This is a genomic window from Agrilactobacillus fermenti, from assembly GCF_021030645.1.
Taxonomy (GTDB): domain Bacteria; phylum Bacillota; class Bacilli; order Lactobacillales; family Lactobacillaceae; genus Agrilactobacillus; species Agrilactobacillus fermenti.
The window spans coordinates 32,621-58,180 of the sequence record NZ_JACGCJ010000018.1 but is presented as its reverse complement, the minus strand read 5'-3'; the positions used below and the strand labels follow the sequence as shown (position 1 = coordinate 58,180).

Genomic DNA, 25,560 nt, shown 5'->3' with positions numbered 1-25,560 from the left:
TCGATACCGATCAGATCGGTCATCGAACAACATCTTCTTTCTTGTGATTAGAACACTAACTACTCCTGGATCTCATTTCCGATACCCGAGCTCGAAGCTCCACAAACTTAAAATTGATTAACAGAAGGTAGTAGTGAAAGCCAGTTTTTTTTACGGGCTCGAAGCCCCAATGAGTGAACGGTATTTTTATAATTGATCAAAAAAGATCTGTTGACCGAAGTAAGAATATACTTCATCAACAGATCTAATCTTAGTATGTTTTGCTTTGGTTATTTAGTTAAGGCTGCAGGTTATTGCAATTGTGTGCTGCCAAGTTCGAAGGGTAAGCAAAAAAGTTGCAAATTAATATTTATATATTATTATATCAAAATGGTAATAATTACGATTGGCTCTATCGGGCAATAAAGGCCGACACTGTTTGTGGTGACAGTGCGTTAACTCGTTAATTTATTACTAAGCTGATTGTTTTATATCGCGATAGGTGGAATAGGAGGAAAAGACTGATGAAAAAGTCTTCGATTAAGTATGTCAGTGTCGCCTTGACGGCTTTATTAGCAGCAGCACCTGTAGCAGTACCAATTTTGCCAACCGCTGTAACAGCGACGCATGTGCAGGCAGCAACGGCTGGACTGCCTGAGACACAGGTCATCGTTGGTTGGACCGACCAAGCACCGTTAGAAGTCATGGGAGCAAAGGGGCTGGAACAAGTTCAGGCACCCGCAGCCAAGAATGTTCATAGTCAGTTGGTCACACGTAATGGCAATGAATATTTGATGACTGATGCTGTAGCTGGGAAACAGTACTATATCAAGCTTGATGACAAAGGTTTGCCCGTTGCTGGCACCGGTGTGGTCAATCGAGTCGAGCAGCTGCAAAAGAATCACGATATTAGTGGGTATGCCCTACAAGCTACTGGTGATAAAAATGCCAAAGGGGATTTTGCCAAACTCAATAGTCTCACTGGCGAGGTTGATTTGGACCCAAGTGCAGCAGCACAACTCAATGCGGCAATCGACCAAAATAATGGCAAGGTTACCCCTGTGGCCGAATATACGTACGTTGCCAGTGGGTCAACGGTACAAACAGAATATTATGGCTTTCTTGTGGATGGTCAGGTCTACTTTATTAAAAAAGATGCTCTAGCTGCCGCTAATATCCAATTAGTACAGTTACCTAAAGCTAAGCCGACTAATCCAGTTAATCCAGTTATGTCTAGTACAACAACTGTTGTATTAAATGTTTCAGGTATTTCAGGTACGATTACCACCACGGCTGATAGTGTGGCTGCCTTCAACAATGCGGCTTTAACCAGCTATGCCGGTATTTTTCTTGCTAAGGCTACGCAACTCTCTGTTGATCAAGTTGCACTGCGTGATGATGGCACGGTTATGGCTTACCACGTAGCTGCTAATGCTGATCAAGCAGCTGGCAAGTGGCTGGCCGCAACTAATGTGACTTTTGCGGAAAACACACCAGCACCGCAAACTTCGCGGCAAACACTACCGGCGGACACAGTGCTATATTCTCAAAGCGCCGCTAAAATTTATAGCGATCCAGCACTAACACAGGAATCTGGTAAAAAATTGGCCTTAACTATTGATGAATGGCGCGCTTTCGAAAAATCCTTAGATGAGGCTGACAATGTGATTGCTTACCGCTTAGGTACAAATCAATGGGTCAAGGCTAACGCGTTACAATCGCAGAAAGCAAAAAATGGTGTTTTTGTTACCAGCAAAGGAATGCTACTCTATGATGTGAGCGGGCAAGCAGCTGGTAATATTACAACAACGGGGACTTATCGGGTTTACGCGGAACGTCACATCAATGGACACCAGGCACTTAAGTTAGGCACAGATGCACAGTGGATCTACGCTGAAAATGGGGCTTATTATCCTGCTCAGTAATATATAGAGATAAAACGCGATTTTTATAATTGCTTTAACCTAATAGATGATGTAAATGATAAGGTCTAGGACACAAGCATAACGCTTGTTTTCTAGATCTTATTTTTTGGGTTCTAATTTGAATATTTAGTTGGCTAAAATGAATGGGTTTTAGTTAGGCCGAGATTTGATGGTTAGCGTTATTGTAAGTGCGAGTTAGAACCGGAGAGTGACTAAATATGGTTAATGAGCGGTTAAGCAGTATGAAATCGAGAATTTTCAAATGTAATGAATTTGTAATACGAATTGAAAATAAATCGTCAAAATGCTGGTTTTTCGGGGTTTGCGAGTAGAATGAATTTTCAGCAATATTAAAAAATGGTGTCATTCAAAAAAAAATAGGTAAAACAGTTCACAACCGCGCCGGTTTATTGTAATATTATGTCGTTGGTAATAATTGACCAACATGGCAATTGGAATGATCGTTTATTGCTAGCTGAAACTCAAACATACATAGTGAGATCCACCGCGGAGATCTTACCCGGGTTTGAGATTCATTGTACAAAGTAAACCTTCATGCTATAATTGTCACTGGTATCAATTATAAATTATGAGAATTTTAGGAGGAATACCACACTATGAAGAAATCTTCAGTTAAGTATTTAGGTGTTGCAGCAGCAGCTTTATTAGCCGTCGCTCCTTTAGCAGCACCAGCATTATCAGCAACAACAGAACCTGCTCAAGTTCAAGCAGCAGTTAATGGTTTACCACAATTTGTATTTGGTAAAGATAACAAGGTTACACCTCAAGATTCAGGTTACGCTTCTCTTGGCAATGGTGCTTTCCAAGCTGTTCATGCAACAAATACAATTTATTTGGGGCAAACACCTGCTACTACCGTTTTAAACATTGACGGTACAGACAAACCATACTTCAGCGTACAAGGTGCTTACTTCACTGTAAGTGGTAGCCAATATGGTAATGGCCAATTCTACGTTCAAGCTAAAGACTATTGGACAAAGAATTACTCAATTTCAGGCAACATCCAAACAGATTCAGCTGCTGTTGGTGACAAGCCTAGTGTATTTGAAGGCCCAGCTACTCCTGCTACAGGTGCAACAGCTACTAGACTTACTAATTTATTAAATGCTGGTTCAGTTACTGCCACTGCAGCATACACTGATGAAGCTAAGAACACTTACTTCGCATTCACATACGCTGGTAAGACTTACTTCGTACCTGAAAAGGACGTTACCTTTGCACAAGGTGCTCTTGTAAGTGACGTAACAGGTACTGCTACAACTAATGATGATGATACACCAACTTATAACGATGCTAATGCTGTTGATTATACTGGTACATTAGTTCGTGATAAGGGTACTAAATTATCTGTATCTAAAGTTTCTAAGACTTCTGATGGTACAGTTGTTGCTTACTTCGTTGAAAACAAATCTGACAACGGCAATGCTGCTGGCAAATGGGTTTCAGCTAACGATGTAACATTCACTGCTACAACTCCTGCTAAAGTAACGACTAAGAAATTGCCTGCTGGCACAGTTGTTTACTCTAAGAATGCTGCTACAATCTATAGCGATGCTGCAACTTCTAAAGATTCTGGTAAGAAGTTAGCTACAGACGTTACTGAATGGCGCGCATTTGAAGAAGCTTTGAACGATGATGGCGACGTTGTTGCTTATCGTTTAGGTACTAACCAATGGGTTAAGGCTTCTGACTTAGCTTTACAAAAAGATAAAGATGGTGTCTTTGCTACAGCTAAAGGTACTACACTTTACACTTCTGATGGCGACGTAGCTGGTTCAATCCAAGCTGACGGTGTATACAAAGTTTACGCTGAACGTCACATCAACGGCAAGCAAGCTCTTAAACTAGGTACAGATTCACAATGGATCTATGCTGAAAACGGTGCTTACTACCCAGCATAATTTAACCCTAACGTTAAATTAAACAATTAAATCAATTATTCTAGAATGCTTGAACCGATGGACTTGATCACTCCATCGGTTTTTTTGTATCCAGTTTTATTAATACTTAAGTTCTATACTTTTTGGCATCCACTGGTGCCTTTACGATATTACGTTAACGAGTTGGTCGAAGGGGTCAATCATAAGGTCAAAGAGATCAAATAAATTCGCTGCAATTTTAATCCATCAGAAGTCCAAACTCACGGTTTACCTGCAATGTGTTCGTATTTGGTGATGAGAATAGTTTTCAGCGTAGGATAATTTTGACTATAGCCAAAGATTCTCGTTAAGTTCAACGTTCCGAAACGCCCTTATTAGTTAACGATGAATCTTTTAAGATAGTGAAATTAAAAAAAATCAGAAAAAAATATAAGAATCAAAATTAATATTTTAAAAATTATGCAATAATAATTTTTTTAGAATTAAGTCACTAAAAAATGTGCTTTAACGATATTTATACGGACGATTTAAAGACAAAAGAATTTAGTACTTACAATTCATAATTCAGGATCATTAGAGAAAAATCATTATTATTAATTAATGATTATAAAATGTGAATTTTCTGTGTCCTTGATAATTAAATAAGTGTTGTAATATTATATTATTTGTAATTACTGACCACCATGCAGTGGTAAATATCGATATACTATGAAGTAAACCTAGCCATTGGTGATTTTAAGGCAAACTCCTGTCAAACTGTTAGTGGTCGCAATTATAATTATGAGAATTTAGGAGGAATACTGTACTATGAAGAAATCTTCAGTAAAGTATTTAGGTGTTGCCGCAGCAGCTTTATTAGCCGTTGCACCTTTAGCAGCACCAGCATTATCTGCAACAACAGAACCAGCACAAGTTCAAGCGGCCACAACAACGGGCTTACCTCAATTTGTGTTTGATACATCTACACCAGTGAAATCTGGGACAACTGGCTACACTTCAATTGGCAACAATGCTTATCAAGAAGTTAAAGCTAGCAGCGATATCTACTTAGGCAGCAATCCAACTTTGACTTCCCTTGATCTTGGCTCTGGTGCTGCACCTTACTTAAGTGTCAAAGGTGCATTTTACAACGTTGATACGAACCAAAATGGGAACGGTCAATTCTTTGTACCAGTCACAAAATATTGGGAAAAGGCTTATTCAGTTTCTGGCAGCATTCAAAGTAAAGCCGATAATCCCATCGTAACTGTTTATGATTCTTACGAAAACAATCTTAAAGAAGGTAATGCAACGCTTGGCAAGATCCGTGACTTATTACACAACGGTTCGATCACCGTCAAAGCTGCTTACCAAAATCCAGCCAAGACAGAGACCTATTTTGCCTTCACTTATAACGGTGCAACCTACTTCGTGCAATACGATGATAGTGAAATCACATTTGCACAAGGTGCTAATGTAAGTGACGTTGCTGGTACAGCTACAACAAACCAAGATGATACAGCTACTTACACAGATGCTAAACTTGCTTATAACACAGGTGCTTTGGTACGTGATAAGGGCACAAAGCTTTCTGTTACTAAAGTCGCTAAAGATTCAAATGGTAATGCAACAGCTTACTTCGTTGAAGACAAATCTGCTAACGGCAATGCTGCTGGCAAATGGGTTTCAGCTGGCGATGTAACATTCTCCGCAACAACACCAGCTAAGGTTACAACTAAGAGTTTACCTGCTGGCACCGTTTTATATTCTAAAGATGCCGCTACAATCTATAGCGACGCTGCAACTTCTAAAGATTCTGGTAAGAAGTTAGCAACAGATGTAACAGAATGGCGCGCATTTGAAGAAGCCTTGAACGATAACGGCGATGTTGTTGCCTATCGTTTAGGTACTAACCAATGGGTCAAAGCCTCTGATTTAGCTGCACAAAAAGATAAAGATGGTGTCTTCGCTACAGCTAAAGGCACAACACTTTACACATCTGATGGCGACAAAGCTGGTTCTGTTCAAGCCGATGGTGTTTACAGCGTTTATGCTGAACGTCATATCAATGGTAAACAAGCACTTAAATTGGGGACAGATTCACAATGGGTTTATGCTGAAAATGGTTCTTATTACCCAGCATAGTGTGCTACATTTCTAGGTTGAACAATTAAAATTCTCATTTAACGATAAATATATGAAACCGGTGGTATAGTGGGCCACCGGTTTTTTTGCGTCTAGTAACTAAAATACAAAATCGATCATTCCATTGGTCTATGTAAGTAAAATGGTATTTTATAAAAATAATGCATAAATGTGCCTAGCTAGTCATTGTTGCACACTATTAACCAGGCAGTTGTTTTACTATGATATTCTAGAAAATAAACAAGAGAGGTGATAATTGCATGAAGCTATTGCAAGAAGTATTGAGCTATATTTTAGGATTTCCAACCTTTGAACCTGGTCCCGCCATTTTACCTGATAAAAAGAAATAATATCTGTAAAATAGATGGTATACGTATTGAAATAACCTACTTAGCTTGAAAACTTCAGCTTGGTAGGTTATTTAGATTGCATTAAGGGTCGTTAGCCAATTGCTATTTTCAGAAATACAAGGGTATAATGCCTAATAGTTAGTATTTTTTTAATTAGGGAGTTTGAGACACATGCAGGAACGAGTCAAAAAGCGCAGCTCAAATTTTGAGTTGTTGCGTATCATCAGCATGTTTATGATCATTCTGGGGCATTATGCTTTGGGATCAAATTGGTACTTTAAGCCACATATTTATTTCAAGCGCGAAATTGTCGAATTCTTATGGATCGGCGGCCGGTTGGGCGTGATTCTGTTTACCTTAATTTCGGGCTATTTCTTAGCCACAGGTAAATTTAAATGGAAAAGTTTGTTGAACAATTGGTTGGAAGTTATTTTTTATTCCTGGTTATTTATGATTGTGATCAAGGCTAGCGGCACGTCGTTGATCCATATGACCAATATGGATATTTTGAAGAATGTTTTTCCAGTAACGTTTGGCGTGGCAAATTGGTATGCCACTGCTTATATTATTTTATATTTATTATCGCCATTTATTAATAAGCTGATACATAGTTTGACCAAACACCAATATCGGATGTTACTAGGTATTTTGATCTTTTTTATTTCTATTTGTGGTGTATTTCTTTCCAGTCCAGCCGTGGGATCCAATGGCTATGATGTGACTTCACTATTTGTCATTTACTTGATCGGTGGGTATATCCGACTATTCCCAGAAGACTTCACCCAAGCACACTTGAAACGATATATCTGGGTCTTTATTGGTGCATTGATTATTGGCTTCTTGTCAGTCCTAATGGTAGACTACATTAATTTTCATGCTACAGGTTATTTTAAAAATAAGTATCGCTATTTGTATTTTTTGGATGGCAACAGCCCGATTCAATTGGTTGCTGGGACGAGTTTATTTTTGACTTTTAAATTTTTGCCGCTGAATCATAGTAAAGTGATCAATTCATTGGCTAGTACGATGTTTGGCGTTTACTTAATGCATTCTAATTATTTCATTGTTGGACCGCTGTGGAATAATCTCGTTCGCGGTTTCCGTTTCAACCACACGATTGTTGTTTTAGCTTATGGCGCCTTAGTCGCGGTGGCTATTTTGGCGGTCGGCGCGATGATTGATTATTTGCGACAGTGGTTGATGCGCTTTTTAGACCCTGTGATCACTAAAGTTGCCAACAAGCTACAAGCAAAAAACATCTATTGAATCAGATTATGGTTGATTATCGGAGGCTATTGTGGGAATTTTGGATAAAATCAGAACGACTATGGGCTCACTATTGACCCTGCTAGTTGTTTTCTTTTCAGCGTGTATGATTTGGGCAGTCAGGACCATGCTCAAACTTGCGCCAACATCGCAAGCACAAACTTTGGCTAATTTCAGCCAGCGTGAAACTTGGCTATTAGCGGGTGTGTTTATTGTGGGATGGGGCCTATTTGCGTTACTTGTGACTTATTTGCCAGATAAGAAGGGCATTTGGCTACTGCTAATTGGCTTGATTTTATTGCTGGGGATAGGCCTAAGACTTTATTGGATCTATAAAGTGCCTTCCCAGCGCTTTTCGGATTTTAAGACATTATATCGCGATTCCGTTTATTTTAGTCAAGGGGATCGTTCATTCAACGATGATAATTATTTATTAAGCTATCCCTATCAAAATGGGTTTATCATGTATCAATCATTATTGATTCGCATATTCGGGCCAAGTCCGTTAGCTTTGAAGCTCGTCAATGTTTTCATGGCAAGTTTAACGATGCTTGCATTATTCGGCATTGTACATCGACTCTTCAATAAACGGGTGGCTGCCCTAGTCATGCTGGCTTTTGCCACTTTCTTGCCGAATATTTTTATGATTACAGTATTGACCAATCAATATGCATCGTTGGCTTTTAATCTGATCGGTTTATACTTGTTTATTGCCAAGAATCATAAGTGGTCCTGGTTATTATGCAGTGGCTTTTTCTTAGCATTAGGGAATACTTTGCGACCAGTCGGCGCATTGATATTGTTGGCTGTTGGTTTGGGCTATTTATGTTTCTTATTAAGAAAGCGTACCTTTTGGCGTGGTTTGATCGGTATGGTTTGCATCATGATCGGTTACTTTGGGATGCTTAGTGCCGTGAACGGCTATATTAGGTATACAGGGCTGTCAGAATATCCAATGGGCAATCGGAATGCAACTTGGAAATTTGTGACTGGTTTAAACAGCCAATCTAAGGGACGGTATGTGGGACCTTTAGCAGGTGTGTTAGATGAATATCCTATTGGTCCTAAGCGAGATGCGGTAGGCAAGAAACTCATTAAACAGGAATTAAAAGATAAGCAGAAAGTAAAGCAACTGTTTATTGATAAGTATCAACTGATGTGGGGGGACTATGATGAGTCTATCGATTGGTCACTGACACCTAATGTTCGAATCAGTAATCAGCACCGTCGTTTCTTAGCTCAGGCGATGTGGGGGCAGTGGGTGGCTTTGATTCTCAGTATGACTTTAGGTGCCCTAGCGCTGTTTTGGGCGAAACTTAGGCGCAAGTTACCCTATCATAATAAGATCTTCATCTTTGAGTTATTATTTGTCGGCTATGTATTGATTCATTTCGCAATTGAGATTCAAACGCGGTATCGTTTCTTTATCACGCCAGAAATCACAACCTTTGCGATGCTAGGTATTTGGTCTTTAATTCAATTGATTTTTAAACGTGATTCGGAGGCATTGTCAGGCACTAAGGAAGATCAGACTTTTATGAAGCAGGCACCAATTTATGATCCCTATACTTGGCGGAAGTTTTATCGGTAGGCAATCGCTAAATTTGATTCAACCGTTATTCTAACGAAATATTTAATGATATATATTACGCAAAACGAACGTAACCAATAAATTACGCAAAAAAGTCCGGGAATGATTTTAACTGCTGCTAAAATCGTCGGGCTTTTTTGTTAGCCTAAATTTGGTAAAGTGGGGTCACCACAAGCGCTTGTGGAATCTTCTTTGGAGGTTTCACATAAAAATGGAACAAGCAGAATTATGGCAATTAGCAATGGCAAATGAGCGGGTGATCTATGGGGCATTGAAGCATGAACGGATTTGGCGAAAACGAGATGATTGGCAGGATTTGGTACATGAAGGATTTATGGTTTATGTGGCGAGCTATGATAAATATGCGGCACAGCAATCTCAGCCCTTCGATGTAGTTCAATTCAATCGCTTTGCTTTTCAAGCCATCTGCTGGCATATCCGTAATTTATTGCGTCGAGATATGTGGTTAGCAGCACGCACCCAGATTCAATTAGATCAAGTCACTGATGAGCCATCTGAAGCCGCGTTACAAATAACACCTTCGGATCAGGCTTTGATCATTGAAGAATTATTGCCAGCGATTAAAAGTCAACTGACAGCAAGGCAACAAACAGTATTGGTTGAGCATTTACTTAAAAGACAAAAATTAACCCGGTTGAGTCAGCAACTGCATGTCAGTCCACGGACATTACGCAATGACCGCCAACAGATCGTCATGATTGCTAAAAAACTACACCGACCTGAATTAAGTTGAAAATGCAATTGAAATTGGTATATATATTTCACTTGTGTTATTTTTAAACCAACTTAAAATGGAAGGATGCTAGAACAATTAACAAGCAAAGATTTCCGTGGGGGAAGGTCTTTCAGGGGCGTTATTTTGATAAAGCAGCACTTTTATCTGGTCAGTATGATGCGTATATCCGCACGCGTAAATGTTATAATATTTCCCGGGAAACATTACTGCTATTGGATATTAGTCAACAAGACGGTCATTATGCCACGTTGGCACTGGACTACTATCAGGGTTTGATCAAAACGGGTTTAACAACGCGGCAGTTGGTGCAGCAGTATTTGGCTTTTGGACCGATTAATTTGAAGCATGTCCGGTTGTTGAAGCAGATGGCTGGGATTCGTTCCACGCTTCTCCCAATTAGTTTTGGGCAGGTGCAGTTTTTACCAACTGGTGGTGCCAGTCACGGTCAAACAGATTGGATCGGGACTTTTCATTTACAACATTATTTAGAATCGGGTAAAAAGTTGCAAGTTCGTTGGGGTGATTATTTGGGGGCTGAATTAAATTTTCGTGGTAGTTTTCGTCAAGGCTTACACGATGCTTGTATTATTGGGGAATTGTTCGTCAAAATTGTGCATGAAATTGCCGCATGGGGTGGCTTGGAAACAACTGAAGTTCCTCAGTGTCAGGAGTTTTTAGACTGTGCCTGTGCTTTTCATCAGCAGCTACGCTTAAATCAGACGGGGTATTTTCAACAATTTGAGGAACAACATAGCCGAATCTTTAGCAAGTACTTATTAGATGAGACCGAACGTGCCACCCCAGAACTCTTTGAAGCGACAGTGAACTATGGGTTGCGACAGATTGCACGGCTGGAGAATTATAATTGAGGTAAATCATGTCAAATTATTTGCCGTTTCTGCACCATTCGCACCACTTTTGCCTAAAAGTCGTTTTACTTGCCATTATTGGTTTAATATCAACACTGTGGGTAATTGGAGACGAAAGGAGTAATTGTCCATGGAAGTTTTTGAGTTCATTCAAGTCATGTTGGGTCAGAAACCTAGCGTTGATCCAGATGATGATAAGGATAAAAAATAGCGTTATGTATAAATGTTGGTAGTCGGTCCTGATATGAAAGTTATGCATATATAAAAGTGACAAAGTCCAAATTAATTTTGGATTTAGTCATTTTTTTATGCAATTTTGATATAAAAGCTTTTGAAAACTGAAATTATAGCCGCCAACAGGTACGCTATACTATTTATAGTCACGATTGGAGGGAGATATGGGAAAAAACGCGCACATTATAAAATAAAAGATTTAATACAGCTTATTGTTCACCATGGTAAGCCAAAGTTGAAGCTGTTTACATTGGGGATTTTTTTAGCAGCTATCGGGACTATTTGTTCGTTAGCTATCACAAATCAAATAAGATTATTGATTGATACATCAGTTAAGTCTAATAGATACGGTGAAACAATTGTCATTTTAGTTTGCTTGTTTGTCTTTAATTTAATTTTAGAAGTGCCAGCGAACTTTTTATTAGGATATGTGGCGTCAGATGCCGTTTTGAACTTACGCAAACAACTTTGGCACTTGATCACGACGTTGCCACGACATTTTTTTAAGCAGAATGAGAGTGGGGTCATTGCTAGCCGTGTCTTGAATGATACGCAAACGATTTATAGCTTGATTGCCAGTGCCTTACCTCAAAACTTGACGGGGTTAATCTCACTGGTGGGTGCTTTTGCCATGATGTTAATACTTAATTGGCGCTTGACGCTGATTGTCTTAGCCATTGTCCCTTTATTGGCACTTGTTGTCGTGCCGCTGAGTCAAAAATTAAGTGTCATTTCTAGATTACTTCAAGCGGCTTTGGCTGAAACCATTAATAAGGTTTCGCAGATGTCGATCAATGATAACCTGATCAAGAGCTTTAACCGGGAAAAGTTTTCCCAGAAAATGGGCTACCGAGGTATGCAGACATTGTTTGGGTTAAATGTGCGCCAACTTAGAGTGCTTAGCATCTTAAATCCGCTAGTCAGTGTTTTGTTGTTATTGATCGTGTTTGTCATCATTTTGTATGGCCGGTATTCAATCAATCAGGGCCAATTAACCGGTGGTGGTTTGACAGCATACTTCATCTATATGGTTCAAATGATTACGCCAATGACTAGCCTGTTTTCATTTTTTACATCTTTGAAGACGGTTAGTGGGGCAACTGATCGCATCCAAAATATTTTGATGGAGCAGCCAGAGAACAAGAATCTGAATGGCATTGCTGTGTCACGTATTCAACGTATCGACTTTGAACACGTCTCTTTCAAATATCCAAATAGCGAACAGTTGATTTTAAAAGATGTTTCGTTTACCATTCGTGCCGGCGAAAAAACGGCTTTGATTGGGGAAAGTGGTAGTGGTAAGAGTACGATTCTAGCGCTCATGGAGGGTTTCTACTTGCCAACTTCTGGACAAATTCGTGTGAACGGTATCCCAATTCAGCGGTTAAATCTGGTCGAACTACGGGAAAAGCTTGGCTATGCTTCACAAGATATTCGAATGGTTCCTGGCAGCATTCGTGATAACCTTAGCTTAGGGGATCAAAAAGTGACTGACTTACAATTGTGGCATGCACTTCAGGTTGTAAAGCTGGATACATTGGTTCGCTCTTTGCCGCAGCAATTGGACACTGACTTGGGTGAACAAGGTACTTTATTCTCAGGTGGTCAAATTCAACGGTTATCTTTTGCAAGGGTTTTGATCAAATTCCCGGACTTCTTATTACTAGATGAAATGACGTCAAGTTTGGATCCAAATAATGTTCAAGAGTTTATGACGACTTTGGATATCTTAAATCAGCAATATGACATTTCTGTTTTGAATGCGACACACAATATGCGTACGATTGAAGGCTATCCCCATGTGATTCAAGTAATCAATGGACAAGTAAAACAGTTTTTTAAGCGCATATGAGCTATGAGAGGCCCAGTTGTTACATTTTGGCGTACGTTGGCGCTTCAAAATTGATGCAAATAAATAGAGATCGGAAGCGTTGATTTTGTTTCCGATCTCTATTTCTTGCGAATAATCAATGATTAAACATCTTTACCATTTATTTTAGAACCATTGTTCCAGCCAAAGGTAAAACCCAAAATATTGAGAATGAAATGTAAAACATTAGAAAAACTCATGGTTGTATGCTCCTTTTCATTTTTTGAGCAATTGGGTTTATCTTTTATGTCATCCCAAAGCTCAATTAAATTATACAGATAAAGTCAGGTGGGACTGAACGAATTCTGTAAAATAGCTACATTTGATGTAAATATGCACCAATATTTTTTGAAATATAGCCAATTTTAAGGATAGAACATATATGAAACTGCTAGACCAATTTTGCACTACTTGTCCTTGTTGCTTAGCGCTTTTGGTATGATAATCATGTGATTGAAAAATCATGACATAGATGATGAGAAACGGTTTGTTTAACGTCATCTTTCTTCTTCCCCAGAAGGTGTGGTAAACGTTATCGTTCGTTTATTTAAAAGAGGTTAGATTAAGTTCTAGCCTCTTTTTTTAACTTTATTTACGTTAATCACCAAATAGCGACGTTAAAAGCAATTTGAATCCAGAGAACTTAATACATGATATGCTTTAACTAAGCATGGTGTTGTTAGGACAAATGGAGGTCTTAGTCATGTTTGCTAAAAAGAAAAAAGCAGTTTGTAAAACAGCAGCCATTACTTTGTTAACGGAATTCCAAGCGGCTTGTCAAACAACAGCACCGGAATTAGATGGTTTGCTAGATATTATGATCAACCGACTTGTTGCAAGCGATGATGTTGCCGATGTAGTTGCCAAATTTATCAATTATATCGAAATGGAACTAGCAACAGGACAACTAACGTTAAATACAACTGCAACCGAAAAATTGCATGGATTACAGCGGCCAGCTTCTAAAAAATATGTATATTAATTTTTTTATTTATTTTAAGCGTTGTTACTTTAAGTTTTGAAACAGATGTGCTAAATTAAAGATGGAATCAGATGATTCCTATAATTGATTAATTAGTAATGACTATTCTTTTTTTGAAAAAGTCGGTCCTCCCACCGGCTTTTTTATTTTGCCCTAATGCGGTTAATTTATGTTAAAATCATATTATTGAAAAATAATAATGCATAATGATTAAAAAACAACATGGCTGTTATTTCTTAATATCTCAGGTAAACCCATATAAATATTTAGATACAATGAATTAATTTATTAATATTTTTAAATAATTAGTCAGCAAACAATAAAAAATACTTTGATTAATGCTACTATTATAATTTTTTTCTGGTATGATAAACATGTAAAAGTGAAGGGTCAATTTAAGGAGCACAGGGGAGAACCAATGAAAAAACACAAAATATTTGCCTTACTACTTGGTACTGCAATCTGTATGGTGCTGTTTTTTGTTATGCCTGAAGGACTAGTTCAGGCGAATATCTCAAAGAAAATGATTGACAATACAACGACGGTGAGACCAGAAGATATGCGGATCAATCCCGATACTGGCAAACAATATCTGCCCGGTGAAGGGATTTCCGTTAAAAGCGGTGTCCAAACAGATACTCAGACCAATGGCATCGACTTTGTGACGGCAGACCAGAATGGCAGGATCAGTGGTGGTGAATCGACAGTTTACATTCAACCAAAAGCCAACGATCAAGCTTGGTTTAGCATGAATTACATTCAATCTGGCAACGGTAAAACTCCGGGATTTATTCATTTTAATGATGCTAATGCAGCTAATAGCTTCTATAAAAATAGTAGTAGTGCGGATTATAATCAGAATCAATCAAAAAGCAAGATGGTCAGTGGACCAGATGGGAAGCCAGTCCTAGATACAAGCCTAGCAGATGGTTATGATAATGGCTATTTAAACGTGACTGGTAATGTGCCGGTCTTTGTTAAAATCAAAAATGATAAGGATCATGCTGTTTCCGATTTGTTTGGCGGCAATTGGGGTGTTATGATTCGGGTTGTTTTGCCTGAGGACATTGATCGCGAATCTTTGGCGAATGCCATCGATTGGGAACAGACTTATTTTTACCTGTCTCTCGAATCAAATAGTATTATTGCAGACGCTGCAGGTAAGTTTAACTTTCCCTTACAATTTGACCATCGAGTTTATTTTGATACTGATAAAGACAATGTCTTTTATTTAAAAGTAAAAGGGGTCCCTTTTAGAGAGAAGACAGGTTTCAATTGGGGTAATGTCTCAACCTTTAATTTATTAGCACCGGAACAAGATTTAACTGATTATTATAACAACATTACAGTTAAGGATAATAAGGTTGTGCGTAGTGTAGAAGATAATGGCACGACAAAAAATAGTGGGGCTATTACACCTTGGAATCCAATACGGATACTAGGTGCGCCTGCAGGGGCTGTCAGTCAAACTGGACCAGTTGGGACGGCCACAAGTTTAATCAACTTGGCGACTGGCTCCCATTTTACCGCAGGTGTGGCGAATATCGGTGGCTGGCTCGTCGGGTACTTCGTTGATAAAGGGTTTAATGGCACGGCAAATATCAACTTTAACTTGGATATGTCTAAGTATACGGGTAATAAAACCACGGCCTATAAAGCTTTGACGCAAGGCAGATTATTTCCTTCACCATATAGCGATGGGCGCCTCAATACGGATAATGGGCTTAATGGCAATCGTCGGGCTATCGGCATCGATCTTTATGGGACGTCACAGTTGGTGGATCCTTATAAAGTTGGGCGCGATATGTTAAGTGATGACAATATCCTAAATAAGACTGATGTGAATAGTGATGCCAGTTATGATAAGAAATGGAAGGGCAATACGCCCATGGATTATGCGGTAATCAAAAAAAGCGAGTTGGAAAAGGGGGCAGCTTTCCCTGTTTATACGAATTTTACGTCTTGGAACTCGTTCGTCGCACCATTTGATAACTTAGCTGACCGCCATACAGTCGGACCCGATAATCAGGCGATTCCCGATACCCATGACAGTAAGGCTAAAGCAGCCTACAATATTCGTAATCGAGTTGCTAAACCTGATCCCTATATTGACGGTATTTTGGTCAATCCCTTTATCAATAAACAAACCTTTGGCACCGCTGATAAGTATGACTATCATTCAACGAGTTTGGATAATCCATTCCTTTTGAATCAACAAGATGCCGCAACCGGTCAAGTAACGGCTGGAGCCATTACGCCACAACGCTATGCGCAAGTTTATTCCTATTATAAGTTTGATGCGAATGATCCCAACAAAGCGGGGGCAGTTGAACCCACCCCGATTCATGATAAAACACAGGAACATCTCAAACTAACGGTGACGCCAACCGTTTCGGCAAGTTATCATCAGGGCAGCGAAACCTATTTCACCGGTGATTTAGATGGCGCTGGTAACTTGAAGCGCCCCGTGGATACCCAACAAACTTGGGATTATGAAGGCACTTACGATGGCGTTCCGATTGCTGGTGCCAAACTGCGCTTGGAGCAACAGCTTCGCCCGGAAGTTAATCTTAATTTGCCGGACCCTATTTTAGTTAGTAAAAAAGCCCTTATGAAAGGCCAGACATATACTTACCATAACATTGGTAATTGGAATGATCCCTTTCCAGGACCTTACAGCGGCGATTTGAGCTTAGCCAACCGTTTTGGGGCTGTTAACGCGATTGCCTCCGGAGAACAGAGCTTGCTTAATGGTCTAAACAGAGACAAAAATACGATCAATTTTACGATCAATGGCCATGACTATGGTGACCCTAATGGGGGAACGGAAACGTCGGCGGGTAAATTTAGCGTGCAGGATATCGATGAAGGTAAGACCTTTAATGTGAATTATGATATCAATACGCAATTCCCCACCTATACGAATATCCCGATTCTTTTCTTGCAAGATCGTTATGCCAATGTCGCCATTCAGTCCAAGGATTTAGTGACTGGGGCACTCAATCATTATCAGATTCCTCATGAGTATGAAAATGGTAATTCTGAAAATGATTCTGTCAATGAAAAGCAACATGGCATCAGCTTATTCATTCTAGATGATGTCAAAAATGAGTTAAGTATCACGAAGAAGTTTCAAATTACCGATGGTTTAACAAGTACCCAACGCTATATTGATGCCAAACACCAAATAGTCAAAGTGGTGGCGACGGCCGTTAATAAGGGCAATGCGCCCTTGTCTGGCGAAGTAACATTATTTGTGCCTAATTTAGCAACCAACCGGGTAAATAGTATCGTTGTTTCCGATTTAGGTGGAACGCCCAAAATGGTACAGGCCAATGCCAGCAGCCGTTTGAATGACTATACAGAGTTCTCGTTTATACCAGATAAACCAATTGATGTGGGTAAGAGCTTCTCTTATACCTATACTTATGCTATTACGGATTATGATTCCATCCCACTTGAAAACATTTTGATGGATCACGCCATGCAAACTTCTGGTACGCAAGCGACGATGATCGGGCAGTCGAATAATATTTTCCTATATAAATTAGCCGGCCCTCAAATTCTTCAAGTACCTGAGCTAAATTTTGGCAAACATGTGACCACACAAAAAGGCCCTTATCAAAGTACAGAAAAGCCTAGAATAACCCTGTATGACAATGACAGTACGGATAGTTGGACATTAAGCGCAAATATGTCGCCTTTCCATGAAGCAGACAGCACTCAGCCATTTATGCCTGACCAGTCGGCAATTACGCTAGACCTGGGTCATGCTTCAAGAATAGGCAGTGATCTGGGTATGGATGAGGTAGATGAAACTTTGCGATATAACCATACGGCGGATACCCTAACCGCCGATGGGACGATGTATCCGATCTATGTCTTGGATCAGAGCTTTGAAACAAGTACGGCCAATTATTTTGATTTAAATTTTGATACACCAGCCAAGCTGAATTTTCCAGAATCAGCCTTTGGGTTCATTAAGTTGAAGAAGTATCAAGCCAATATCACCTATAGTGTGACCGTTGGGCCTTAAGAGCAAGAGTGAGACAAAAGGCGTTTAGCGTCTGAGATATGACGCACGCTTTCAGTTTTTGCTGCAGGTATGACCCTATTTGGGAGAATTCAAATTCAATAACAACCTTTATTTTATAACGAGTTTGACGCCCAAAAAAATGTAACGATGCTGATCATATCATTTTTTGCTAAAAATATATTCAAAAAATAAATTTATATTTTAAAAAGATCATCTACCTCTTTCCTAGATGGTCTTTTCTAATAACTATTTTGAATGTAAAAACTCATTTTTTAGTATTATTTATTTGTTTATTTGAAAATATGGATTTATAATGTAGTCGTTCAAAAGGATAACATGTCGCTCAAAAGGAAGGCGCGTAAAAATGAAGAAAAAAATTTATATTGGACTAACAAGTTTAGTAGCCTTACCGTCGTTATTCGCAGCAACTCAAGTATTCGCAGCAGATGATCCTGTACCAACAAATCCCGGCCCTGGGACTGAAACAACTAACTTGGCCACAAAGATTGGGGATAGTGTTGGTTATCTATCTACCAATGATACACCAGCCCTTGCTAACTCCGTAGTCGAGTTCAAAGTTGATCCTGGTTACTTGACCTTAGATGCTGTACCAGATTTCTCGTTTGAAAAAACAAGTGTCACAGCTTTGGGTAGTGAAAAAGGTGCCAATTTGAAGTTAAATGGATTTGAAACTTCTGGGGCTGATCCAACAAGTAAGGGCGTTGATAGTTTTGATGGTAATAAGACAGGTTTGATTCAAGTCTCTGATTTTCGGGGCACTTTAGCTGGCTGGAAGTTATCTGCTAGTTTGAAAGACTTCACCACAAAAGCGACGGTTGATGGTGCAAGCCCAACCATCAGTGGGACGTTGCAACTGGCAGCCGCTGGTGTCCAAGCACCTTTCCAAGGCGCTGATATTTCAAAGGGCAGCACCACAATTGCTAATGCAGCAGAAGGTACCAGTAATGGGGTCTTCAAAGATCAGTTAACAACAGATTCGGCTACATTAGCTCTAGCACAACAGCCAAAAGCAATTCCAGGCAGCTATCAATCAACTTTGACTTGGACATTGGCCGCAACGCCAGATGCAACTGCCCCTGGTTCTAATACTGGAACGGCTGGATCCGGAGGAAACGCATCTACAACTACACCTACACAATAACACAAAAGACTAGTAAGACTGGGGCAGATGCGACTCTGTGGCCAGTCTTATTTTTAAGGAGGCAGCAATATGATGGCAAGCAAACGTAGGCTGATCCTAATTTTATGTAGTCTTTTGGCAAGTATATTTCTGCTTAACTTCAAACTGCCTTCTAGTTCGGCGGCAACCATTAGTCCTGATGATATCAAGTGGCCCGCTTATAAATATCAACCTTCTGAAGGCAATGTACCCAACCCACAGAATGGCTCAAGTATATGGGGTTTCGTTACCCCTCAAACTGAAGAGGTAGTGACGTATAAAGCAAAGGGCCAAATATCAATTACTGCCCAACTGGCGAAAGGCACGTCAACCGGTGAGTGGACTTTTGTTGTACTAAATCATAATCCAGAGAAGGGAGGATGGGTAAGAAGCATATATAGTAAAAAGGAATCGGCTTCGAAAGATGTTAATCCAATGACTGTAACCTTTAATATGCAATCCAATGATGTTGGTTGGTATTATTTTCAAGTTCTCGCTATTTCACCTGGAAGGAATCCTGACTACTACTACTCGAAAATGATTGCTGCTAAGATTGAACCGAATGGCCAGCCTGCAACAAAAATTTCGGTAGCTAGGGACGTTCTATTTAATGGAATGCCGACAGCAATTTCGGCGCAGCTAGAGCCTAAGAATACTAACGCGACAGCAATAAACTGGGCTGGAAGCCTATTGAGTTTTGCCAATTCAGGAATTGTTAATACAACCATAGCTACTGGAAAACTTGCGGGTACTACTAAAGAAAGAGTTCAAGGAGCACAGATGACTACTCTGTCTGTCGAAGCGGACAATAGCAAAATAGGCACTAACAATGTATCAACTAAAAAAAATATTAAGGTTGGCGGCTTGGATAATTTAGAAGTTAATACGAGTAGTCAATCGCCTGTCCAATGGCAGCCCTATGGCATTGATCCAAAGTACGATGCCCCTAATTCAACGTTTCAGTGGTACTATTACAACGATTTAACAAAGGATACGGTTGCCAAGCCATTGATTGATAAAGATGGCATTCAAGGCAGTAAACAAAAGGTATTGACATTTAATACCGGGGCAGCTGCGCAACGCTATAACCAGAAGTACTTTCAATTAGTAGTGAATTACACAGATCCAGTTACTAAGAAAAGTACGTCTTTCTTTTCCAATAAGGCACAATTGATTGCCAGTGATAAGGGAACTTTAGAATTAGTAAGCGTGCCACAGTTATTTTCTTTCGAGAAAATGGACAGTACTGGTGGAAATCCGAGTGTTCAAGAAATCAGTACGTCAGGTGCTGTTTTGGAAGTGAAAATACCACCGAATGATGATGATAAACCAACAATTAGGGTCAGGGATACTCGAGCGGTGACCGATCCAAGCTGGGAACTTGACGTATCTTTGGTGCCCTTTGAATATTTAGATAGTGACCCTGATTTGCCAAAATCGTTGGGTACAGGAGACGGCGGACAAACAGAATTGGATGTAGGCTTCTTTGACACTGACACAAGGATTATGGATGACGGTGTTCCAGTTTTAGCACTAGCTTCAAACGATCGTGGTAATGACATTGCGAAAAAGGTTTATTGGTCAGAACTTCATATTCCACAGACACCTAATATTCAAACAGGAACGTATCAGGCTGTGTTGACTTGGAACTTAGTGGCAGCACCGACTGCTCAAGCGCCAACTAAATAATGAATTAAGCATTTAAGCTTTAAAAGAGGTGCATAAAAATGATGACCCAATACAAGCACATCAAGTTGTGGTTACTGCTGGCAATTGCAGTTTTAAGTGGGGGACTTTTGTTGCTGCTCGGTGTTGGGTCGGTTTATGGGGCACCAATAGCTGAATATCCGCCAATAAATCTGGATCCTTCTTTTGAGGCGAATCAACCGATGACTCAGGTGACGCCGCCTAATCCCCCCTCCGCTCAAGGCGTGGACTTTCTAGGTCTAGGTATTGGCATACCCGGCGGCTTTACCCAACAACCGGTTGCTTCTAAAACAAATTATAATACGGGAGAGATGGTTCACTTTCAATGGCAGACTGTTAAAAATTTTGAAATAGTCCTTACTACAGAGGTGTCCTACACGGTGCAGCTTTATCAAAGTCAAAGCAATACATGGACAAAAGTAATAGATAAGCAAGTGGGAGTATCACCGATGGGAGTTCGATTCATTCCCTCACGGCCAGGAAAGTATATATTTCAAGTGACGATGGATTATGGTATAAGGTATTGGGATTGGGAAAGCATGTCTATGAAAACTACAGCACATAAACCATCTTATTATAGCCAGCTACTTGTGGTCAATGTCGCCCCTAAACCAACACCTGCCACTAGTATTAATATCTCAGGAACGCTAAGTTTATTTAATGGTGTTCCTGGTCGATTACAGGCAAATGTTCTCCCGGATACAAATACAGCTACGATCGGTAATTGGAAAAGTGCTGATCCTGATCATCTAAAGATATCAGCACAGAATGGCAGAATTGCTGAAATTTTGGGCACCTTGCAAAATACACAAAGTTATGGCCAAGGTGCTGGTGAGGCTAAAACTGTAAAAGTAACTGTTGTTGGTGATAATTCTGGTACAGGTGTTGCCGACGTGTTGGGCACGACCTATGTCAAAGTTGGTGGTCTTGATCCAATTACAGTTAATGCAAAAACAGCAGGAACCGGGCCAATCACGTTTTCGCCTTATGGTCTAGGCGACGTGACAGGTAATGCAACGTATAAATGGGTGGTTTATAAAAAGATAGATGGTTCACCATATGTAAAGCTGCTCTCGAATGCACATATTGACGATAATAAACCAACGTTACAATTTAAAAATGTTGCACAAGCCCTTGGTTTTACTGATAACTATTTTCAACTACAGGTCACTAGTGGTGGCCGGACATTTTACTCTAATCTTGCTTTACTAAAAGTGTTAAGTGATGCCCCTAAACAACTGACAATGACAACGATGCCCAACTTAAAATTTGCGGCACCAGCAGGTACAAACATTACTATTGGTGATTTATCCAAAAAACCAGTTACCTTAACGCAAATGTCGGACACAAGTGGCACTGGAGATAATAGTAATCGAATTCATATTTCAGACACACGAGCCTCAACCAGTGGCTGGTATATGAGTCTGTCGATGCAACCATTTAGCTGGGCCACTGGGAACCGGAAGGCTGTTTACGGCTCGAATGAGTCGGGCGGCTCAGTGTCTCTGCAGCTGAAGATCAATGAGCAAAAAAGTACAGTCAAAGATGATGGAAAAACGACAGTTGTTTATCGGCAAGATAGCCCTGGTGATCTAGATGCACTGATCAATAGTGCCCAATTGATGATCAGTCCGACAAAGGATGTTTATTCGGGAGAATATCAGAGCCAGCTGACCTGGACGGCAGCTTCAGTACCTGATCCAACAGCACCGTAATCTCAAGAGTATGGCACAAGGAGGACGTAAAAGTAATAAGAAAATCAGCCTTATTTTGAAAATGATATAGGGCGATTGAGCAATAAAGAGGTGCATGAAGATGATGACCCGATACAAGCGCATCAAGTTATGGTTACTAATGGCAATTGTGGCTTTTAGTGGGGGACTTTTGTTGCTGCTAGGTGTGGGGTCAGTTTATGGTGCTGATGGCAACTTTAATCTCGGAAGATTATCGCCATCGTTTGAGACCGGACAAACAACGATTTTGCCAGCACCACCTAATCAACCATCTAGTCCTGGCGCTATAATTTTAGGGATTTTCGCTATTCCAGGTTTTTCCCAACAACCAGCAGCAATCAAATCTAATTATTACGTTGATGAGACGGTTAATGTTCGGTGGAATGTAGCTGTTATGTTTAGGCTTGCTATCTTTCCCCTTATTATAAAAACGTCTCAATATACAATCTGGCTCTATCATAATCAGACGGCTAGCTGGGATAAAGTAGTCGATAAAAGGGATGGTTCTCCGTCGCAAAGTCTTAGCTTCAATGCCACTAAATCAGGGACGTATCTATTTCAAGTTGAATATTATCGTGACTCAATCTTTGGACTGAAACAAGATTCTTACAGTCAATTATTTCAAGTCAATGTTAATCCAAGACCTGTTCCAGCAACTGGCCTGGCTATTTCAGATAATGGCGGTTTATTCAACGGTGTATCAAGTCAGCTTCACGCCGTAACGACACCCACGGATAGTACAGCAACCATTAAAAATTGGCATAGTGACAATCCAGATTTAGCAATTACCAATCAAAATGGGGCAACAACCACGGCAACTGGCACACTAAAAACCGATACGGATATGCCCAATGGTGTTGGCGATGCCGAAACAGCAACCGTGACAGTTGATGCTGATAACACTGGGATGACTGGCGGCATGGTTCATGCACAGAAGATCGTAAAAATAGGGGGGCTTGACCCACTTACAGTAGATGAAAGCAAGGTGGGTAGTCAAACTCCAATTGTATTCGCGCCTTATGGGCTAAGTAGCATTGTTAACGGAAAATATGATAATAAGGATATGGCGCCAACTTATCAATGGGGCTATTCTGATAAAGACCATCCCAAGACTTGGAGTACAGCTGGCTTTGATAAAATGGGACTTGACGCTACTCAATCGACCCTACAGTTTAAAAATGTGAAGCAAGCCAATCGGTTCAGTGGGGATTATTTTCAATTGCAAGTGACCATAAGAAATGGCGGTTTAGATGGTACTAAAAACCACACTATTTATTCCAATCGTGCCTTGCTGACTGTGAACACCCTGCAACCTAAACAACTGACAATGATATCCATGCCCAATTTAAAGTTTGTAACGCAGGCAGGCACAAATGTGGCTATTGCAGATCTGGTTAAGAATCCGGTGACACTAGTGCAAGCGGCAAGTACAGGTGCAACAAGTGGGACTGAGAACAACAATAATCAGATTAATATTTCAGATAATCGGGCCACAGTAAATGGATGGCGGTTGAGTTTGAAGATGGTCCCATTTCATTGCATTACGAAAGGCCAAGGACAAGTCACTTATGGTTCAAACAGTTCTGGTGGTTTGGTTACTTTGAAATTGAATATCAATAATCAAGCGCATGCGGTCAAAGATAATGGGCAGGATACAGTTGTTTGTCAACAAGCCATCGCTGGGGATCTAAACACGGTAATCAAAGGGGCTCAGCTGATCATCCAGCCAGCAAAAAATGTCTACGCGGGGCAATATCAAACACAATTGACCTGGACAGCATCTTCCGTACCACCTGCCAATGCACCACAAGGATCTTGAGTTAAGGTTTCATTTTCTTTACAGTCAACTTGAAGTGCTTGTCCCGAACGATTCAAGTTGGTATCCTTAGAAATAAGTGACCAAATGATTTAAGGGGAAAACTGATGAAGAAAAAAATAATGAGACAAGTTGCTGCATTAAGTCTTGCAGGTGCTGTAGGTACGACAGCTACAGCGGCTGTGGCACCATTGTTACAAACTGAACCAAGTAAAGCTCAAGCCGCTTATACGGCCCAAAGTTTTTTGACACAGATCGGACCGACGGCGCAACAAGTTGCTACTCAATATGGCTTATACCCATCGGTCATGATTGCTCAAGCCATGTTGGAATCAAGTTATGGTAATTCTAAGCTCGCGCAAGCACCGAATTATAATATTTTCGGAATCAAGGGCTCTTATTATGGACAATCAGTAGCTTATCAGACGCAAGAATGGCGGGATGATCATTATGAAACTATCACGCAGAATTTTAAAAGATATCCTAATTTAACGGCTTCTATTCAAGATAATGCCATTAAATTACGAGAAGGTGTCTCTTGGGATGCTAATTATTATAGTGGGACTTGGATCGAAAATACGAATAGTTATGAAGATGCGACCAAGTGGCTGACAGGCCGCTATGCCACGGCACCTGATTACAACACGAAGCTAAACAGCTTGATCCAGCGCTATAATTTAACGCAGTATGATCCTCAAGTTTCAGCTGAATCTGGTGTTGTCACGATTAAGACTAGCGGTACACCAACGTATGATAAATATGCTGGGCAACGAAATTCTAACGGGGATTGGTTGGGTTATGGCACGCAATGGAAATATGGCCGTGTCGTTAAACTATTTAATTCCGAAGTTTGGTATGAAGTTGGTAAAGATCAATGGGTAAGTGGTCAATTCGTCAGTGTTAATGGTCAAATTCAAAATAATTCCGGTGTCGTACGTGTTAATAATGGCGCCGGTGCAGCAATCCATATGGGGGCGGCTGGAACCGCAAATGGTCGTGTCCTTGCCCAAGGGACTGATTGGCGTTACTTCCAAACCGTGTCGATCAATGGTGAAACTTGGTACAACCTAGGTGCCAATCAGTGGGTTCCGGGTAGTAGCATGACGCAGATGTAGCATAGCAGAGTGCGACAAAAAGCGGTCAGCGGCCGAGCATATTAAAAAAGCACTCAGAACCTTATCACCGGTTTCTGGGTGCTTTTTTAATGCGCATCATAAATAAGCAAGAAAAAGTGCGTGTT

15 protein-coding genes are annotated in these 25,560 nt (G+C 40.2%); all 15 read left to right on the top strand.

The features are described from left to right. Nucleotides 1–503: 503 nt before the first annotated feature. The 15 genes from FHQ08_RS07880 (at nt 504) to FHQ08_RS07810 (ending at nt 25,435) form a co-directional block, all read left to right on the top strand. Complete coding sequence (locus FHQ08_RS07880) at nt 504–1,904, top strand: hypothetical protein (protein ID WP_230913858.1); 1,401 nt, start codon at nt 504–506, stop codon at nt 1,902–1,904. A gap of 617 nt (nt 1,905–2,521) precedes the next feature. Continuing rightward, nucleotides 2,522–3,826 carry a hypothetical protein gene (locus FHQ08_RS07875; RefSeq protein ID WP_230913857.1) on the top strand — a complete coding sequence of 435 codons (1,305 nt, stop codon included), beginning with the start codon at nt 2,522–2,524 and terminating at the stop codon, nt 3,824–3,826. Between the two features lie 786 nt (nt 3,827–4,612). Next, nucleotides 4,613–5,929 carry a hypothetical protein gene (locus tag FHQ08_RS07870; RefSeq protein WP_230913856.1) on the top strand — a complete coding sequence of 439 codons (1,317 nt, stop codon included), beginning with the start codon at nt 4,613–4,615 and terminating at the stop codon, nt 5,927–5,929. A gap of 521 nt (nt 5,930–6,450) precedes the next feature. Next, nucleotides 6,451–7,545 carry an acyltransferase family protein gene (locus FHQ08_RS07865; protein ID WP_230913855.1) on the top strand — a complete coding sequence of 365 codons (1,095 nt, stop codon included), beginning with the start codon at nt 6,451–6,453 and terminating at the stop codon, nt 7,543–7,545. 40 nt (nt 7,546–7,585) lie between these two features. Next, on the top strand, nt 7,586–9,136 hold the full coding sequence (locus FHQ08_RS07860) for an ArnT family glycosyltransferase (protein ID WP_230913854.1): 1,551 nt from the start codon (nt 7,586–7,588) through the stop codon (nt 9,134–9,136). Between the two features lie 211 nt (nt 9,137–9,347). Next, a complete protein-coding gene (locus FHQ08_RS07855; RefSeq protein ID WP_230913853.1) occupies nt 9,348–9,890 on the top strand; it encodes a sigma-70 family RNA polymerase sigma factor in 543 nt (180 codons plus the stop codon). Nucleotides 9,891–10,105: 215 nt separating this feature from the next. Beyond that, entirely contained in the window at nt 10,106–10,762 is a 657-nt protein-coding gene (locus FHQ08_RS07850) for a hypothetical protein (protein ID WP_230913852.1), read from the top strand. Nucleotides 10,763–11,246: 484 nt separating this feature from the next. Then, nucleotides 11,247–12,848: an ABC transporter ATP-binding protein gene (locus FHQ08_RS07845; protein WP_230913851.1), complete on the top strand. Its 1,602-nt coding sequence runs from the start codon at nt 11,247–11,249 to the stop codon at nt 12,846–12,848. A 721-nt stretch (nt 12,849–13,569) separates the two neighbouring features. Then, nucleotides 13,570–13,848, top strand: a complete 279-nt coding sequence (locus tag FHQ08_RS07840; RefSeq protein ID WP_230913850.1) for a hypothetical protein — start codon at nt 13,570–13,572, stop codon at nt 13,846–13,848. 418 nt (nt 13,849–14,266) lie between these two features. Continuing rightward, on the top strand, nt 14,267–17,884 hold the full coding sequence (locus tag FHQ08_RS07835; protein ID WP_230913849.1) for a hypothetical protein: 3,618 nt from the start codon (nt 14,267–14,269) through the stop codon (nt 17,882–17,884). Between the two features lie 364 nt (nt 17,885–18,248). Then, complete coding sequence (locus FHQ08_RS07830) at nt 18,249–19,046, top strand: WxL domain-containing protein (protein WP_230913848.1); 798 nt, start codon at nt 18,249–18,251, stop codon at nt 19,044–19,046. Between the two features lie 114 nt (nt 19,047–19,160). Then, on the top strand, nt 19,161–20,753 hold the full coding sequence (locus FHQ08_RS07825; protein WP_230913847.1) for a hypothetical protein: 1,593 nt from the start codon (nt 19,161–19,163) through the stop codon (nt 20,751–20,753). A 38-nt stretch (nt 20,754–20,791) separates the two neighbouring features. Next, on the top strand, nt 20,792–22,486 hold the full coding sequence (locus FHQ08_RS07820; protein ID WP_230913846.1) for a hypothetical protein: 1,695 nt from the start codon (nt 20,792–20,794) through the stop codon (nt 22,484–22,486). Between the two features lie 94 nt (nt 22,487–22,580). Beyond that, nucleotides 22,581–24,323, top strand: coding sequence for a WxL domain-containing protein (locus FHQ08_RS07815; protein ID WP_230913845.1), 1,743 nt, complete (start codon nt 22,581–22,583; stop codon nt 24,321–24,323). Nucleotides 24,324–24,427: 104 nt separating this feature from the next. Continuing rightward, a complete protein-coding gene (locus tag FHQ08_RS07810) occupies nt 24,428–25,435 on the top strand; it encodes a glucosaminidase domain-containing protein (RefSeq protein WP_230913844.1) in 1,008 nt (335 codons plus the stop codon). The last annotated feature ends 125 nt before the right edge of the window (nt 25,436–25,560 follow it).

Excerpts from the sequence above, each read along its gene's own strand:
- FHQ08_RS07820 (WP_230913846.1), top strand. The coding sequence starts at position 20,792 with ATGATGACCCAATACAAGCACATCAAGTTGTGGTTACTGCTGGCAATT.
- FHQ08_RS07865 (WP_230913855.1), top strand. The coding sequence starts at position 6,451 with ATGCAGGAACGAGTCAAAAAGCGCAGCTCAAATTTTGAGTTGTTGCGT.
- FHQ08_RS07855 (WP_230913853.1), top strand. The coding sequence starts at position 9,348 with ATGGAACAAGCAGAATTATGGCAATTAGCAATGGCAAATGAGCGGGTG.
- FHQ08_RS07810 (WP_230913844.1), top strand. The coding sequence starts at position 24,428 with ATGAAGAAAAAAATAATGAGACAAGTTGCTGCATTAAGTCTTGCAGGT.
- FHQ08_RS07830 (WP_230913848.1), top strand. The coding sequence starts at position 18,249 with ATGAAGAAAAAAATTTATATTGGACTAACAAGTTTAGTAGCCTTACCG.
- FHQ08_RS07880 (WP_230913858.1), top strand. The coding sequence starts at position 504 with ATGAAAAAGTCTTCGATTAAGTATGTCAGTGTCGCCTTGACGGCTTTA.
- FHQ08_RS07870 (WP_230913856.1), top strand. The coding sequence starts at position 4,613 with ATGAAGAAATCTTCAGTAAAGTATTTAGGTGTTGCCGCAGCAGCTTTA.
- FHQ08_RS07840 (WP_230913850.1), top strand. The coding sequence starts at position 13,570 with ATGTTTGCTAAAAAGAAAAAAGCAGTTTGTAAAACAGCAGCCATTACT.
- FHQ08_RS07815 (WP_230913845.1), top strand. The coding sequence starts at position 22,581 with ATGAAGATGATGACCCGATACAAGCGCATCAAGTTATGGTTACTAATG.
- FHQ08_RS07875 (WP_230913857.1), top strand. The coding sequence starts at position 2,522 with ATGAAGAAATCTTCAGTTAAGTATTTAGGTGTTGCAGCAGCAGCTTTA.
- FHQ08_RS07835 (WP_230913849.1), top strand. The coding sequence starts at position 14,267 with ATGAAAAAACACAAAATATTTGCCTTACTACTTGGTACTGCAATCTGT.